A 15,984-nucleotide genomic window follows, 5' to 3' on the forward strand; every position below is an offset into this window, starting at 1 on the left:
ATCCTCCTTATCAAAGATGGAAGGAGGTTGTAAATCTGGCCTCAAGGCCTTGGGTTAAGCTGGACTGGCGAAGTTTTTACAATGCACTTACTCCCTTGAACGCCCGCCAGCGGCACCCCATCCCCATGCCCCCACCCTCAAAGCCTTCCGAAAGTCCTCGCGCCGAATCGGTCAAGCCCCCCAACCCATCCAGCTTGTGGCAAGTGCTGGGCAGCTTCTTTGTCTGGGGCACGGGGTTGGGTGTAGCGGGCTTGGTCAGCTTGATTTTGCTTGTAGGCGTCGCCCTTGCCATGGCCTATCCCCAGTTGCCTGACATCACCGATTTGGCCGACTACCGCCCCAAGTTGTCGATGCGGGTTTTTTCCGCCGAGGGCAAAGTGATTGGCGAGTTTGGCGAAGAGCGGCGCAAATTGGTGCCCTTCAAAGACATCCCCGATGTCGTCAAACAAGCTGTGTTATCGATAGAGGATGCGCGTTTTTACCAACACGGCGGGGTCGATTACATTGGTTTAGCGCGAGCGAGCTTGGCCAATGTGGGTCGCGCCAAGAGCCAAGGCGCTTCCACCATCACTATGCAGGTGGCGCGCAATGTGTATTTGTCCTCTGAAAAAACCTTTACCCGCAAAATTTACGAGCTGCTACTGACCTATAAGCTTGAGCACTTGCTCAGCAAAGACCAGATTTTTGAAATTTATTTGAACCAAATTTTCTTGGGCCACCGCGCCTACGGTTTTGCTGCAGCAGCAGAAACCTATTTTGGCAAACCCATCCAAAACCTGAGCATTGCCGAGGCCGCCATGCTCGCGGGTTTGCCCAAAGCGCCCTCGGCTTATAACCCCATCAACAACCCCAAACGCGCACGTTCACGCCAGCTCTACATCATCGAGCGTATGCAAGAAAACGGCTTTATCACCAAGGCGCAGGCTGAAAGCGCTAAAGTCGAAGAACTGAAAATTCGCAGCGTCACTGCACCCAACACCACCCATGCCGACTACGTTGCCGAGATGGCGCGTCAACTCATGTTTGCGCAATACGGCCCTGACAGTTACACCCGTGGCTTGAACGTCTACACCACCATCAAGGCCGACGACCAAGAGGTTGCCTACCAAGCGCTGCGCCGCGGCATAATGGACTTCGAGTTAAGACAGGTGTACCGTGGACCTGAAAAATTCATCAACTTGCCCAGTGACCCGCGCGAGCAAGAGGACGCTATCGATGAGGCCTTGATCGACGCCGGTGACAAAGGCGATTTGCTGGCCGCCGTGGTTTTGGAAGTTGCACCGAAAAAAGTGCGCGTCATGCGGCAAAACAGCGATGTGTTGGATATCACGGGCGATGGATTGAAACCGGTGCAATCGGGTTTGTCTGATAAGGCACCGCCCAACATCAAACTGCGCACTGGTGCGATTGTTCGTTTAGCTAAAAACGCCAAAGGTGACTGGGGATTGACGCAGTTACCAGAAGTTGAAGGTGCATTTGTGGCGCTCGACCCCACCGACGGCGCCATCCGCTCGCTGATTGGCGGTTTTGATTTCGATAAAAACAAGTTCAACCATGTCACCCAAGCTTGGCGTCAGCCTGGATCGAGTTTCAAGCCCTTCATTTACTCGGCGGCACTGGAAAAAGGCTTTACACCTGCCACGCAGGTCAATGATGCGCCGCTGTTTTTTGATGCCAGCGTGACCGGCAGCCAAGCCTGGGAGCCCAAAAATTACGACGGCAAATTCGAAGGTGTTATGCCGCTCAAAACCGCATTGGCCAAATCCAAAAACATGGTGTCTATTCGCATCTTGCAAGCGGTGGGGCCCAAAGAAGCACAAAACTGGATCAGCCGTTTTGGTTTTGAACCCGAGCGCCATCCAGCTTATTTGACGATGGCTTTGGGAGCAGGATCAGTGACACCCTTGCAAGTGGCCTTGGGCTATTCGGTATTCGCCAATGGTGGCTATTTGGTCAAGCCCTATTTGATTTCAAAAGTAACCGACCCCTTGGGCAAAGTGCTGTCACAGTACACCCCGATTGAACTCGATGAGCGCTCACGCGCCGTTGAACCCCGCAATGCATTTGTGATGAGCTATTTGCTGCAAGAAGTCACACGCGTTGGAACTGCCATGCGCGCCCAACAGGTGTTAAAGCGCAACGATATTTATGGCAAAACCGGCACCACCAACGACTCCATGGACGCGTGGTTTGCTGGTTACCACCCCACACTCACCGCAGTGACCTGGATTGGTTACGACACCCCGCGCAAACTGGGTGACCGCGAGACCGGTGGCGGACTTAGCCTGCCGGTATGGATCAGCTATATGCAAAACGCTTTGAAAAATACGCCTGTCACCCCTTTGCCCGTACCTGCTGGCGTGGTGTTTGAAGGCGGCGACTGGTTTTTCCAAGAATTCACCCACGCCACTGGCGTGACCCACTTGGGTATCGAAGGGCATGACGCCACAGGAGAAGCAGGTGCAGACGCCGAGAAGAAAAAAATTCTCGATATGTTCAAAGAATAAAAGTGCTGCTTCTTACAAAAATACCAAAGCCAAGCCTGATTGTTCGCAGGCATCTGTGCTGAGTCGCTGCCAAAACTCGCCTTGGCCTTTGGTGTCTTGCCAATGCTGTCCATCAAAACGAAAGTGGTAGCCACCACTGCGGGCCGCCAGCCACACTTCTTGCAAAGGCTTTTGCAAATTGACCACGATTTGACTGCGGTTGGTGAAAGTCAAAGTCACCATGCCCCCACTGCGCTGGCTATCGATATCGGCCTCGGTGCTGTCGTTCAAGTGGTCACAACACTGCTCTAGCCGCAGCAGCAAGGCTTCGGCTTGGTTCAAAAATTCCTGATCGGTCATTGGGTTAGGCGTCGCGTTCGTGGAGGTTAAGGGGGATGGCTACAATTTCAACCATGACAATGCAGATTCTAGGCAGACGCACCCTCCTCGCACTCAGCATGGCTTTTGGCTTGGTGGCGTGTGGCCAAAAGGGCGCTCTCTTTATCCCCACCGACCCGCAAGCAAGTGAGCGAGCCGTGTTCCCCCAAGTCTTGGTACCCGACATCCGACCTGCGCCCCCCTCTTCTTCGCAGCCCTGAGCGTCAGCCGCTTTAGCTTATCTTTATGACCTCTCTTACCTTGCCTGGTGCTCCCTATTTTTCACGCCGCGAAGGCGTGCTTTTTTGTGAAGAACTGGCTTTGCAAGCTTTAGCCGAGCAGCACGGCACACCCTTGTTTGTGTACTCCAAGGCCGCCATGCTGGGTGCTTTGGCCCCTTACCAAAGGGCCTTTGCAGGGCGAGACGCGCAGGTGCATTACGCGATGAAAGCCAATTCCTCCTTGGGCGTGTTGCAAGTGTTTGCCCAAGCGGGCTGCGGCTTTGACATTGTGTCGGGGGGTGAGCTCAGCCGCGTGCTCGCTGCTGGCGGCCAAGCGGGCAAAGTGATTTTTTCGGGTGTGGGCAAAACCCGCGCCGAAATGCGCCAAGCGCTCGATGCAGGTATCGCTTGCTTCAATGTAGAGAGCGAGGCGGAACTTGATGTTCTCAGTGAAGTGGCGCTGTCGTGCGGCAAAGTCGCGCCAGTCAGCATCCGCGTCAACCCCAATGTAGACCCGCAAACCCACCCCTATATCTCCACCGGCTTGAAAGGCAACAAATTTGGCATCGCCCACGAAGACACCTTGCGCTGTTATTTGCATGCAGCGGCCTTGAAGGGCTTGAAGGTGGTGGGCATCGATTGCCACATTGGCTCACAAATCACCAGCGCGGGGCCTTATGTGGACGCCCTCGATAAAGTTCTGGACTTGGTGCAAGCGATCGAAGCGGCTGGCGTGCCCATTCACCACCTCGACTTTGGCGGGGGCTTGGGCATCAATTACAACGGCGACACGCCGCCTGCCGCCGATGCGCTGTGGGCGCAACTGCTGGCCCGCTTGGATGCGCGTGGTTTTGGCGGTCGCCGCTTGATGATCGAGCCAGGGCGTTCATTGGTGGGCAATGCCGGTGTGTGCCTGACCGAGGTGCTTTATTTGAAACCCGGCGAGCAAAAAAACTTTTGCATCATTGACGCGGCCATGAACGACTTGCCGCGCCCAGCGATGTACCAAGCGTTTCACCGCATCGAGCCCTTGGCCCAACGCGGATCCGCCGCCACGGTGTATGACGTGGTCGGCCCCGTGTGCGAAAGCGGCGACTGGATAGGCCGCGACCGCTCGCTGGCCGTGCAGGCGGGTGACCATGTGGCGGTGATGTCGGCAGGCGCCTACTGCATGAGCATGGCCAGCAACTACAACACACGCGGACGTGCAACCGAGGTGTTGGTCGATGGTGACAAAGTGCACATCATTCGCGAGCGCGAGACCGCGCAAGACCAAATGCGTGCAGAGAGATTGGTTTGATCAGCGACTCTGAACAGCTTTCCACACCCGCCAAGCCAAAAGGGTGCCCAAAACTGCCGCATAGACACCCACTTCAGCGAAGTCGTTTTTACCCGCTCGCATCCAAAAAAAATGCAAGACTGCCAATACGGCCACTGCGTACACCAAGCGGTGAAGGCTTTGCCAGCGCTTCACACCCAAGAAGCGAATGGCTGCATTGAACGAGGTCAGGGCCAGCGGCAACATGCAAACCAGTCCGCCAAAACCCAGCCATATAAAAGGTCGCTTGAGAATGTCTCGCCAAATGTCATTGAACACCAGGCCTTGGTCAAACCAAGCGTAGCAAAGCATATGCAAACACGCATAAATAAAGGTGCCCACACCCAAGCTTCGTCGAAAGCGCAGCAACGCCGGTGTGCCTGTGAGTTCTCGCAAAGGTGTGACGGCCAACACCACGCACAGACCACGCAAGGTCCAGTCGCCAGTCCTGCGCGTTAAGAACTCGGCGGGGTTGGCACCCAGCAGATCATTGAAGGCCGCATAGGTTAACCAAACCCCAGGCAAGGCAAGCAGTAGCCACACAAAGGGCTTGGCCCAGGGCGACAACAGGCGCTGGCGCACATTCATGTCTGTCCCTGATGGTTTCAAAAATTCTTGCTTAAATCCAAGCCACTGTACAAAGACGCAACCTGCGCCTCATAGCCGTTGAACATCAAGGTTTTACGCTTTTTGTTGAACAGGCCGTCCTCGCCAATGCGCCGCTCGGTGGCTTGACTCCAGCGAGGATGGTCCACATTCGGGTTCACATTGGAATAAAACCCATATTCATTTGCGGCGGCCTTGTTCCATGCTGTGGCGGGCTGTTTTTCGGTGAAACGGATTTTTACAATGCTCTTGGCGTTTTTAAAACCGTATTTCCATGGCACATTCAAGCGAATGGGCGCACCATTTTGATTGGGCAGTATCTCGCCGTACATGCCAAAGGTCAGCAGGGTCAGGGGGTGCATGGCTTCGTCCATGCGCAGGCCCTCCACATAAGGCCAGTCCAGCACACGTGAGCCTACATTGGGCATGGTCTTGGGGTCGGCCAACGTCACAAACTCAATGAACTTGGCGCTGCCCAAGGGGTCGACATGTTTGATAAGGGTGGACAAAGAAAAACCTATCCACGGAATGACCATAGACCACCCCTCTACACACCGCATACGGTAGATCCGCTCTTCCATGGCGCCTAACTTCATCACCTCTTCCAATCCCAAGCGCATAGGTTTTTTCACCAAGCCCTCAATCTCCAAAGTCCATGGCTTGGTCTTCAAGGTGTTGGCATTGCGTGCAGGTTCAGACTTGTCGGTACCGAACTCGTAGTAGTTGTTGTAGGTACTGGCGTAGGTATAGGCGGTGGGAACATCCATCGCCAAGGCGTTTTCAAGCGCAGAGCGCTTGCTGGGCAAGGCTGGCAATTTGGCGGGCACCACGGTGGGCGCTGGCGTTGCTTGCGCCCAAGCTGCATGGAGTCCGCTACCAAGTAAGCCCACAGCCACGCTGTGCGCCATCAACTGGCGGCGATTCAAATAAGCCGAGTGTGGCGTGATCTCGCTGGGCAAATCGGCGCAGACAGCGTCAGGGGCAATGCGAATCAACATAAACAATGTCTCCAAACAAAAAGGGCCGACATCACATCAACCCTTGTGCAGTTGAGTGAAAACAAAAAGTTTAGTTCAAACCGGCAATGTAGTCTGCCAAGGCTTTAATTTCCTTGTCATTGAGTTTGGCCGCCACTTGGCCCATTTGCAGGCTGTTGAGGCGCACACCGTCACGGAACTGGGTGAGCTGGGAGATGGTGTACTCGGCATGCTGACCAGCCAAGCGCGGGTACTGTGAGGGAATGCCTGCGCCTGTGGGGCTGTGACAACCTGCGCAGGCAGGGATTTGGCGATCGGCAATGCCACCACGGTAGATTTTTTCACCCAAGGTAGCGAGGTCTTTGTCTTTGGCAAAGCCAGGCTTGGCGGTTTTACTGGAAAGAAAAGCAGCGATGTTGCGCGCATCGTCTTCGCTCAAGGAGGCGGCCATGCCAGACATGATGGCGTTGGCGCGCTTGCCTGATTTGTATTCGCCCAATTGCTTGGCGAGGTATTCAGGGTGTTGCTGAGCGAGTTTGGGGTAAATGGGCGCGCCTGAATTGCCATCAGCGCCATGGCAAGAGGTGCAAACAGCGCCGTACAAAGCGCCGCCTTTGGCAGCATCAGCTTTGGCGGGAGCAGCGGGGGGGTCGTTGGCAAGCGCTAGGCTGCTAGCAGCCAATGCACAGGTAGCAATCAGCAATCGGGCAAAAAAAGTCATGGCTTGTAGGGGTTATCAATTCTGACGGTGATTCTACAATGCACCCCTAATCGCCTCTTTGGGCGTTCTGGAAGAAACCCTTTGGCCTCAAGCTCACCACCGCTGGACGACGCACAGGCGCAGCGCATCAAACAGGCCGTGGGCTGGTTGCATACCGCTCGCTTTTTGACCACTGCCGCTCAACTGCACCACCTACCTGCTTACGAGCAACCTGAAATTGCGTTTGTTGGGCGCTCTAACGCGGGTAAATCCACCTGCATCAATGTGCTGACCCAGCAACGGCAACTGGCCTATGCCTCTAAAACACCGGGTCGCACCCAACATATCAACCTGTTTGCGCTGGGTCGGCAAAACCTTACCGACGCTGTCCTGGCCGACTTGCCCGGCTATGGCTATGCCGCCGTGCCCAAGGCCGACAAAGTGCGCTGGCAGCGCGTCATGGCAAATTATTTAATGACACGGGACAACTTGAAAGGCGTGGTGCTGTTGTGTGACCCCCGCCTAGGTTTAACCGAACTCGATGAAATTTTGCTGGAAGTCATTCGCCCCAAAGTGCAAGAGGGTTTGAAGTTTTTGATGCTGCTCACCAAGGCTGACAAACTCAACCGCAGCGAAGGCCAAAAAGCTTTGTCGATTGCCAAACTGCAGTCTGGTGGGGGGCAAGCACATTTGTTTTCATCCTTGAAAAAACAAGGCGTTGAAGCCGTGAGCCTGGAGCTTTATGGTTGGACGCACCCTGCCCCCACCCCCGAGCCAATACCCGAGCCAATACCCGCCCCCACACCCGCCGCATGAATCAACAACGCCTGAACCTCTCCAACGGCATTAACTTAAATTGCCGCATCGCTGGTGTTGAAGGCCAGCCAGTGATGCTGTTTTTGCATGGTTTCCCCGAAGCAGCCTTTGTCTGGGACGCAATGTTGGCGTTTTTCTCAGCGCCCGAGCATGGCGGCTACCTTTGCGTGGCGCCCAATCTGCGTGGTTATGCAGGGTCTAGCGCTCCCAGTGACGTTGCCGCCTACCGCGCCAAACATTTGGTGCAAGACCTGGTCGCTTTGAAAGAACTACTGTCGCCACAACAGCCCTTGGCTTGTTTGGTCGCCCATGACTGGGGCGGCGCGGTGGCATGGAACATGGCCAACCAACACCCTGAATTAATGCGCCAATTGGCCATCATCAACTCACCTCACCCAGGCACGTTTTTGCGTGAGTTGCAGTCCAGCCCCGAGCAACAAGCTGCCAGCGCCTATATGAACTTCCTGATTCGACCCGATGCGGAAAGTTTGCTGGCCGAGGATGATTACCGCCGTTTATGGGCTTTTTTCACCAACATGGGCGCGGTGGACGGCCCCTATGCATGGCTCACCGACAGCGTGAAAGCGCAGTACCGAGAGGTGTGGTCGCAAGGACTGACCGGTGCGCTGAACTACTACCGCGCCTCACCGCTGCGCCCGCCGCGTCAAGCCGATGCAGCTGCTGCGGCCATCACTTTGCCCAAATCCATGCTGGCTATTTTGGTGCCCACCTTGGTGTTGTGGGGCATGCAAGACATCGCCTTGCCACCAGGCTTGGTCGAGGGCTTGGAAGACTACATCCCCGACTTGAGCTTGCATCGCATCGCCGATGGCAGCCATTGGTTGGTGCATGAGCAGCCCGCTTTGGTGGCACAGCACCTGCAGACTTTTTTACACAAAACTTAATCCGTACCTGGCGGGTACAGTGAGGCCTCGTCGTTGGGGCGAGACTTAAAGCGCTTATGCACCCAGTAATACTGTGTGGGCATTTGATCAATCCAGACTTGCAAGCGCTGGTTCATCAAGGCGGTGTCGGCTGGCACATCGTCTGTAGGGTAATCAGTCCATGCGGGATGCACCTGCACCTCGTAGCCGTTAGCGGTCAAGCGGGTGGTGACAGGCACCACAGGCACTTGGCCCAATCGTGACAAGCGTGGCAGCGAAGTCACCGTCGCAGCAGACACACCATAAAACGGCACAAAAATAGATTCTTCCAAACGGAAGTTCATATCGGGCAAGAGGTAAAGCAAATCCCCTTTACGCAAGGTGCTGACAATGGCTTTGAAACCATCCTCACGGCGAAACAAACGCACCCGCCCAAAGCGTTGCCGCCCGAGCAGCACCCATTCATCGATGCCCGCCGAACGCTGAGGCGTGTAGACGGTAGTGAATTTGCGTTGCAGATGTAAACACAGCGCGGTCCATCCCGCGTCCAGACCTACAAAATGGGGGGCAAACAACACCGCCCCATTGCCTTGCTGCAAAGCCTGCACCTCGCCTACCAATTGCAAGCGACTGGCAACCAAATCAGGGCTGCCATGCCACAACCAAGCGCGGTCCAACCAAGCTTGGGCAAACAACACCATATGGTCTCGCCCCATCCGTTGCTGCTCTTTTGCGCCAACGGCAGGAAAGCACAAGGCCAAGTTGGTCAGTACCACTTTGCGCCGCTTAGCGGCCAGCCACCAAAGCAAATTGCCCAGCACAAAACCCAAGCCACGCAGCAGCGGCAATGGCAAACGTCGCAAAGCCAGCATGAACCAGCGCACCAATGCATCCATGGTCAAGTGCCAGCGCGAGGTTGTTTGTCCCGCGCATAGCCCCACAGGTACTGGTCGGGGCGCGACAAGACCATACGCTCGATGGCTTGGTTCATCAGCAAGGCGGCTTGTTCGGCTGTGGTGTCTGCATGGTTCAAAGCCTGCAAACTGGGCGGCAAGACATGAAACACATAACGACCCGCATCTAAGCGCTCGCACCATGCCAGCAACACCGTAGCACCGGTTTGCTGAGCGAGTTTGGGCAACAGGGTCATGGTGTAGACGGATCGACCAAAAAACGACGCCCAAATACCTTGGCCCTCGGGTGGCACTTGGTCGGGCAAGATGGCGGTGTAGCCTCCCTTGTGCAAATGCTTGACCAAGGCACGTACACCACGCAAAGAAGCGCTGGCGGTTTTGAAATACGTACGCTGTCTTGACAGTCCCACCACCTCTTGCAACCACGCTTTGCGCGGGGGTCTGTATAAAGCCAACAAGTCGCCATGCGCAGGACCGAGTTTTTCTGCCAAGGCTTGTCCACCCATCTCCCAGCAGCCTAAATGAGGGGACAACAAAATCACGCCCTTAGCTGCTTGCATGGCCTCTTCGAAATAACCAAGACCTGTCCATTGCACACGCGGCAACACCGATTGGCCCTGCGCTCTGGCCCACAGCCATGGCAACTCTGCCACCATCATTCCGGTCGCCGACACAGCTGCACGGGTTTGCGCCCATGTCAAACCTGCTGCGCGTATTTGGTGTTGGAACTGTCGTCGGTAGGCTGGGGACACAAACCACACCACCCAACCCAAGACAGCGCCCAAGCCTTGCATCCATCGCAAAGGTACCAAGGCCAGAAAACGAAACAAACTTGTCATTGAATATGCAAATGCGTTTTGGCGCACAAGACCGCGAAAAACTCTGTGCATTTAGTTAGAATGCCCATTGTCGCTGAGTTAATGAAGCAACTTGCAGGGCGACACACTCGAAAGAGTCGGCTGGTTTTCAGCCATCTGCTAAAGCGTTCGCCGGACTCCTTGTTTTGGCAACGCATCCAACAAACACAGGAGCATTTTTATGGCGAACGATTATCTCTTTACATCCGAATCCGTCTCTGAAGGTCACCCCGACAAGGTTGCTGACCAAGTCTCGGATGCGATTTTGGATGCCATCTTCAAACAAGACCCACGCAGCCGCGTCGCCGCCGAAACCCTGACCAACACTGGTTTGGTGGTGTTGGCGGGTGAAATCACCACCAACGCCCATGTGGACTACATCCAGGTTGCGCGCGACACCATCAAGCGCATTGGCTACGACAACACCGAGTACGGCATCGACTACAAAGGCTGTGCGGTCATGGTTTGCTACGACAAGCAATCCAACGACATCGCCCAAGGGGTGGATCAAGCATCTGACGACCACTTGAACACCGGTGCAGGTGACCAAGGTTTGATGTTTGGCTTCGCCTGTCAAGAAACACCTGAACTGATGCCCGCGCCTATTTACTACGCCCACCGCTTGATGGAGCGCCAAGCCCAACTGCGCCGCGATGGCCGCTTGCCTTTTTTGCGCCCTGACGCCAAAAGCCAAGTGACCATGCGCTATGTCGATGGCAAGCCCCACAGCATCGACACGGTGGTGCTGTCTACCCAGCACAGCCCAGACCAATCCGAGTCACAAACCAAGATGAAAGCGTCTTTCAACGAGGCCATCATCGAAGAAATCATCAAGCCCGTGCTGCCCAAAGAGTGGCTCAAAGACACCAAATACCTGATCAACCCCACCGGCCGCTTTGTGGTGGGTGGCCCGCAGGGCGACTGTGGCCTGACCGGTCGCAAGATCATTGTCGACACCTATGGTGGCGCCTGCCCCCACGGTGGTGGCGCGTTCTCCGGCAAAGACCCCTCCAAGGTCGACCGCTCGGCCGCTTATGCCGCCCGCTATGTGGCCAAAAACGTGGTCGCGGCTGGACTGGCCACACAGTGCCAAGTGCAAGTGGCTTATGCGATTGGCGTGGCACGTCCCATGAACATCACCATCAACACCCACGGCACAGGCGTCATCGCTGACGACAAAATCGCCGCACTGGTGAACGAGCATTTCGACCTGCGCCCCAAAGGCATCATTCAAATGTTGGACTTGCTGCGCCCCATCTATGAGAAGACCGCTGCTTACGGCCACTTTGGTCGCAACGAGCCCGACTTCACTTGGGAGCGCACCGACAAGGCTGCCGCCCTCAAAGCAGCTGCAGGCTTGAAATAAACAGCCCTGCTCAGCGCAGGCGCAAACCGTACTGACGGCACAGCGCCTCGCGCTGACTTGGCGCGAAATTGATACGCGCTGGGTCATGCCCCACAGCATCAAGCAGTCTTGGGTTCATCACCGCGAACCACAGCGGTGGCACATAGGCTAGCAAAAACATGCCTGCATAACCGCTGGGCAACTGCGGCGCATCGTCAAAATGCCGCAGCGCTTGGTAGCGCCTGGCTGCGTGGGCGTGGTGATCGGCGTGGCGCTGCAAATGGAACAACATCCAGTTAGACACCACATGGTTGCTGTTCCAAGAATGGCGTGGCTGGCAACGCTCATAGCGACCGTCGGCTTCTTTAAGGCGAAGCAAACCGTAATGCTCTACATAGTTGGCCGAGGTGAGCTGGAAATTGGTCCACAACGATGCAGCCAACAAGAAAGGCAAGACCTGCCAACCCAGCCACAGCACCAACACGGCCCACAGCGAAAAGGTGATGGCCAGTCCCTGCAAAATTTGGTTTTGTGAGCCCCAAACGCAGAGTCCCTGATCGCGCAGCCGTTGCGACTCCAACTGCCAAGCACGCACAGCACCACCGGGCATTTCACGCCACACAAAGCGCCAAATCGACTCGCCCATGCGCGAGGATGCGCAGTCGTTCAGTGTGGCCACCTCGGCGTGGTGGCCGCGGTTGTGCTCAATGGTGAAATGGCCATAGCCTGAGGGCGCCAAAGTGACCAAGGCCAACCAACGTTCTAAGCGATGGTGTTTATGCCCCATCTCATGGCCAAGGTTGATGCCAAAACCGCCCACTGCACCGGTGTTGAGCACCATGGCCAAGCACGCATACCAAGGCAAGTCATGGCTGGCAACAAACCAAGCGGCAAACACAAACGCACCCCACAGCACTGGCACCAGCGCATAGGTGATGTGGCGGTAATAGGTATCGGCTTCTAACTGCGCCACCGCCGACTCGGGCGGGTTGCTGCGTTCTTCGCCAAGCAAGGCGTCTGCCAAAGGCACAGCCACATACAAAAAAATCAAGGGCCACAAAAGCATCAAGGGGTCGCCCTGCCAAAGCATTAGCAAGGGCCCCAGGCCAATCAGGGCGGGAACAGCCAAAGAAAACCACCATACCCAGCGCTTGGGGTCGCGGTAGGCCTCAGGCGGGGGCAAAGTGTTGGCTGTCACTACGTTCAGTTCAGACCGGCAATGTAGTGGCCTAGGTTCTCAATGTCTTGCTCGCTCAAAGTGCTGGCCACGCTGGTCATGTTGCCAGCGTCGTTGGTGCGGTTCTTGGCTTTGAAGTCTTTCAAGGTTTTCACCACATAGTCGAAGTTTTGCCCCGCGACTTTGGGGATTTCGTTTTGACCAATGAACTCGCCCAAATGGCACATGGCACAAAGAGTTTCATCAGCTTTGGCTTTACCCAATGTGGCTTTGTCAGGGTCAGCTTTAAAACCCTTGCTGCTGAGCTTTTGCTTGGAAAAATAGTTGGCCAACTCTTGCATTTCGGGCTTGGTGAGGCCTGCGGTCATGGGCGACATGATGGGGTTTTCACGGCGCCCTTCTTGGAAGTCACGCAGTTGCAAATAAATATAGCGGGCGTTTTGAGCCGCCAAACTGGGCGTGCCAGGCATGGTGGAATTACCGTTCACACCGTGGCAACCCAAACACATGGCAGCCTTGGCAGGCATTTCATCGGCGGCCCAAGTAGCCCCGTTCATTAGCAGGACAGAAACAATCAAAGCAAAAAAATTTTTCATACACCTTCATCCGACATCTAAAAAAAAGGCCTGAGGGCACTTACGTGCGCCACAGGCCTTTGGGCTCAGAGCTTCAGGAAGCTCAGGGCAGTGCGAACACCACCACAGAGTTACCACGCTTGGCATCGATCTGGTTGTTACCACCAGAGGCCACGGCAACGTACTGCTTGCCGCCTACTGAATATGACACAGCAGGCGCATTCACGCCGGCGCCAGTTTGGTATTCCCACAATTTTTTGCCGTTTTTGGCATCGAATGCGCGGAACAAACCGTTGGCTTCACCGTTGAACACCAAGTCACCGGCGGTGGCCAAAACACCACCAATCAAAGGCTCATCTGTGTCAAATTTCCATGCCACTTTGCCGGTGTCAAGGTTGACAGCAGACAAACGACCAGTTTGCTTTTCGCTAGGGATGGTTTTGAACGCACCGCCCAACCACAGCTTGCCGCCGGGGTACTTGGAAGCTTCAACGTGGTAGGTCATGGGTTGCAACAAGTTGGCTGCATAAGCCAAACGAGCTTCGGGGTTGATAGCCATGGGGCTCCACTCCACACCACCATTGGCACCCAACATCATCTTGGCGCCTTCTTTGGTGGGCAATGTCCACATACCGTCTTGGGGAACCATGGCTTCAGAGAAGCGGATCAGTTCGCCAGTGGCACGGTCATGTACATAGACATGGCCGGTTTTGCCAGCGTGGATGGCCACTTTGGTCATCTTGCCGTCTTTGCCTTTGGCTTCGGTCAGGATAGGAGGTGACACAGCATCCAAGTCCCATACATCGTGAGCGACGTACTGGTAGTGCCATTTGTAGGCACCGGTGTTCAGGTCCACAGAGACAATGGAGTCGGTGTAGAGGTTGTCGCCAGGACGCTCAGCGCCGTACAAGTCGGGTGAGGGGTTACCCACCACGAAGATGACGGAATTGGTTTCGAGGTCAACAGCAGGTGCCATCCATACGCCACCGCCCAAGGTTTTGTAGAAATCGCCGCCTTGCTTGGCCAACTGTGCTTTTTCTGCGTTGATGTCGCGCAACATGTTGCGGTTAGTGGCATCGTTGACAGCCCAAACGCCTTCATGGCCTTTTTCAGGGATGGTGTGGAAAGTCCATTGCAAAGCGCCGGTTTTGGCGTCAAAGGATTTCACGAAACCGCGGATACCGTATTCGCCACCGTTGGTGCCGATCAGGATGCGACCATTGACAGCCACAGGTGCCATGGTTTCAGAGTAGCCCAACTCGGGGTCGGCGATTTGGGTTTCCCAAGCCAACTTGCCGGTTTTGGCATCTAAAGCAACGAGTTTGGCATCCAAAGTACCCATGAAAACGTGTCCGCCCATGATGGCTACACCACGGTTGTTAGGACCGCAGCAGTAGGTGGTGACGGGACCCATTTTGTGTTTGTAATGCCAGAATTGTTTGCCAGTGACTGCGTCGATGGCGTACACATGGTTGTAGGAGGTGGTCAGGTACATCACGCCATCGATCACGATGGGAGCGGTTTCCATGGACTCCAACACTTCAGTTTGAAAAGTGAAAGCAGGACGCAGGTTTTTGACGTTGCCTGTGTTGATTTGCTTGCTGGGGTAGTAACGTGTTTGCGCGTAACTGCCGTTGGAGTGCAGGAAGTTGTTACCGTCCTTGTCAGCAGCTGTCAGCTGAGACTGAGAAACAGCAACCGCTTTACCTGTATCCGCTTGGGCTACACCGGCAGTCAACACGCCGATGGCCAAGCTGGCCAGCGTGAGGGAAATTTTCTTTCCGATTTGTTGCATTGAGAACTCCTTGAGCCTGATGGCCAATGATTGAAAAACTAAATGTAAAAAGAGAAACTTGTTCAAATTCACACTTAGAAAGTCTGGGCATTTCATTTGCGATAACCTTGTGCTCTGAGAACACAACGCACCCACAAGGAAAATTTCCCATATGCCGATCTTAATCACGCTTGAAGTTAAATGTCATAGCGTAAAGACCTACCTAGGGAAACCCCTTAAGACCTCAACAGCCTAAAGATATGAATATGAAAAGCACATACAAACAGTGTTTAACGCCTTTTCCCAATCGATTGCTCGCTTTTCTTTTTGTCTGCCTCGCAGGCCTGGCTCACCCAGCCTTGGCGCAGTCTGAGTCCAACCCCAGCGTGAACGCACAGTTACTGGTGGCGGCTCGCAATACAGACGCAGAGGCGGTGAAAAAGAGCTTGGACCGTGGAGCGGCCCCCAACTCCCGCAACCGTCTGGGGAAAACCTCGCTGTACATCTCGATTGAAAAAAACCGTATCGATATCGCCAAGATGCTGATTGATGCGGGTGCGGACGTGAACATGCCCTCATTGGAGAAGGTCACCCCGCTGATTGCCGCCAGTTACGCGGGAAGCGCGCCTTTTGTCGATTTACTGCTCAAGCACGGTGCCAAGCACGAACCTACTGACCGTTTGCACAAGTCGGCGCTGGTTTATGCAGCGGGCATGGGGCACAGCGCGGTGGTTGAACGCCTGCTGCAAGCCGGTGCGCCTATCGACCAAGCCCCGGTGGATGCATTGACCCCGCTGATGTGGGCGGCTGGCCAAGGTCATACCGACACTGTCAAATTGCTGCTGGCCAAAGGGGCTAACAAGTCTTTGAAAGACGAGCGAGGCTTGAGCGCTTTGCAAATGGCCGAACAGGGGAACCACACCGCCATTGTGGCTTTATTGCAATAAGACCCCAGC

16 protein-coding genes are annotated in these 15,984 nt (G+C 55.2%); 7 read left to right on the forward strand and 9 right to left on the reverse strand.

Annotation, left to right across the window (positions count from 1 at the left end):
- Positions 1-125: 125 nt before the first annotated feature.
- Positions 126-2,507, forward strand: a complete 2,382-nt coding sequence (locus AC9UEO_RS03605; RefSeq protein ID WP_509529955.1) for a penicillin-binding protein 1A — start codon at positions 126-128, stop codon at positions 2,505-2,507.
- A 12-nt stretch (positions 2,508-2,519) separates the two neighbouring features.
- On the opposite strand, the gene cyaY is transcribed toward AC9UEO_RS03605, so the two are convergent.
- Entirely contained in the window at positions 2,520-2,846 is a 327-nt protein-coding gene (cyaY, locus tag AC9UEO_RS03610; protein WP_509529959.1) for an iron donor protein CyaY, read from the reverse strand.
- A 53-nt stretch (positions 2,847-2,899) separates the two neighbouring features.
- Here cyaY and lptM point away from each other — a divergent pair, with 53 nt between their 5' ends.
- Positions 2,900-3,085, forward strand: coding sequence for an LPS translocon maturation chaperone LptM (gene lptM / locus AC9UEO_RS03615; RefSeq protein WP_509529962.1), 186 nt, complete (start codon positions 2,900-2,902; stop codon positions 3,083-3,085).
- Between the two features lie 25 nt (positions 3,086-3,110).
- Entirely contained in the window at positions 3,111-4,385 is a 1,275-nt protein-coding gene (gene lysA / locus AC9UEO_RS03620) for a diaminopimelate decarboxylase (RefSeq protein WP_509529965.1), read from the forward strand.
- Here lysA and msrQ read toward each other — a convergent pair whose 3' ends face one another.
- The 3 genes from msrQ to AC9UEO_RS03635 form a co-directional block, all read right to left on the reverse strand.
- Positions 4,386-4,985 (reverse strand): protein-methionine-sulfoxide reductase heme-binding subunit MsrQ, encoded by a 600-nt coding sequence (msrQ, locus tag AC9UEO_RS03625; protein WP_509530204.1) that lies wholly within the window; start codon positions 4,983-4,985, stop codon positions 4,386-4,388.
- A 23-nt stretch (positions 4,986-5,008) separates the two neighbouring features.
- The gene (gene msrP / locus AC9UEO_RS03630; protein WP_509529967.1) at positions 5,009-6,007 is read right to left on the reverse strand and encodes a protein-methionine-sulfoxide reductase catalytic subunit MsrP; all 999 of its coding nucleotides are present in this window, start codon (positions 6,005-6,007) and stop codon (positions 5,009-5,011) included.
- Between the two features lie 70 nt (positions 6,008-6,077).
- Complete coding sequence (locus AC9UEO_RS03635; RefSeq protein WP_509529970.1) at positions 6,078-6,707, reverse strand: c-type cytochrome; 630 nt, start codon at positions 6,705-6,707, stop codon at positions 6,078-6,080.
- An 81-nt stretch (positions 6,708-6,788) separates the two neighbouring features.
- Here AC9UEO_RS03635 and yihA point away from each other — a divergent pair, with 81 nt between their 5' ends.
- Together yihA and AC9UEO_RS03645 are read left to right on the forward strand one after the other, a co-directional pair.
- Complete coding sequence (yihA, locus tag AC9UEO_RS03640) at positions 6,789-7,502, forward strand: ribosome biogenesis GTP-binding protein YihA/YsxC (RefSeq protein ID WP_509529972.1); 714 nt, start codon at positions 6,789-6,791, stop codon at positions 7,500-7,502.
- The gene (locus AC9UEO_RS03645; RefSeq protein ID WP_509529975.1) at positions 7,499-8,407 is read left to right on the forward strand and encodes an alpha/beta fold hydrolase; all 909 of its coding nucleotides are present in this window, start codon (positions 7,499-7,501) and stop codon (positions 8,405-8,407) included. Before yihA ends, AC9UEO_RS03645 begins: the two co-directional genes overlap by 4 nt.
- Here the strand turns inward: AC9UEO_RS03645 and AC9UEO_RS03650 are convergent.
- Together AC9UEO_RS03650 and AC9UEO_RS03655 are read right to left on the reverse strand one after the other, a co-directional pair.
- Positions 8,404-9,282 carry a lysophospholipid acyltransferase family protein gene (locus tag AC9UEO_RS03650; RefSeq protein WP_509529978.1) on the reverse strand — a complete coding sequence of 293 codons (879 nt, stop codon included), beginning with the start codon at positions 9,280-9,282 and terminating at the stop codon, positions 8,404-8,406. The genes AC9UEO_RS03645 and AC9UEO_RS03650 overlap by 4 nt on opposite strands.
- A gap of 2 nt (positions 9,283-9,284) precedes the next feature.
- Complete coding sequence (locus AC9UEO_RS03655; protein WP_509529981.1) at positions 9,285-10,139, reverse strand: LpxL/LpxP family acyltransferase; 855 nt, start codon at positions 10,137-10,139, stop codon at positions 9,285-9,287.
- A gap of 199 nt (positions 10,140-10,338) precedes the next feature.
- Between AC9UEO_RS03655 and metK the strand changes: the two genes are divergently transcribed.
- A complete protein-coding gene (gene metK, locus AC9UEO_RS03660) occupies positions 10,339-11,523 on the forward strand; it encodes a methionine adenosyltransferase (RefSeq protein ID WP_509529984.1) in 1,185 nt (394 codons plus the stop codon).
- A gap of 10 nt (positions 11,524-11,533) precedes the next feature.
- On the opposite strand, the gene AC9UEO_RS03665 is transcribed toward metK, so the two are convergent.
- The 3 genes from AC9UEO_RS03665 to AC9UEO_RS03675 form a co-directional block, all read right to left on the reverse strand.
- Positions 11,534-12,700 (reverse strand): alkane 1-monooxygenase, encoded by a 1,167-nt coding sequence (locus AC9UEO_RS03665; protein WP_509529987.1) that lies wholly within the window; start codon positions 12,698-12,700, stop codon positions 11,534-11,536.
- Between the two features lie 5 nt (positions 12,701-12,705).
- Entirely contained in the window at positions 12,706-13,275 is a 570-nt protein-coding gene (locus tag AC9UEO_RS03670; RefSeq protein ID WP_509529990.1) for a c-type cytochrome, read from the reverse strand.
- An 82-nt stretch (positions 13,276-13,357) separates the two neighbouring features.
- Complete coding sequence (locus AC9UEO_RS03675; protein WP_509529993.1) at positions 13,358-15,049, reverse strand: pyrroloquinoline quinone-dependent dehydrogenase; 1,692 nt, start codon at positions 15,047-15,049, stop codon at positions 13,358-13,360.
- A gap of 245 nt (positions 15,050-15,294) precedes the next feature.
- Between AC9UEO_RS03675 and AC9UEO_RS03680 the strand changes: the two genes are divergently transcribed.
- A complete protein-coding gene (locus tag AC9UEO_RS03680) occupies positions 15,295-15,975 on the forward strand; it encodes an ankyrin repeat domain-containing protein (RefSeq protein WP_509529996.1) in 681 nt (226 codons plus the stop codon).
- The last annotated feature ends 9 nt before the right edge of the window (positions 15,976-15,984 follow it).

Source organism: Limnohabitans sp., assembly GCF_040401495.1.
GTDB lineage: Bacteria > Pseudomonadota > Gammaproteobacteria > Burkholderiales > Burkholderiaceae_C > Limnohabitans.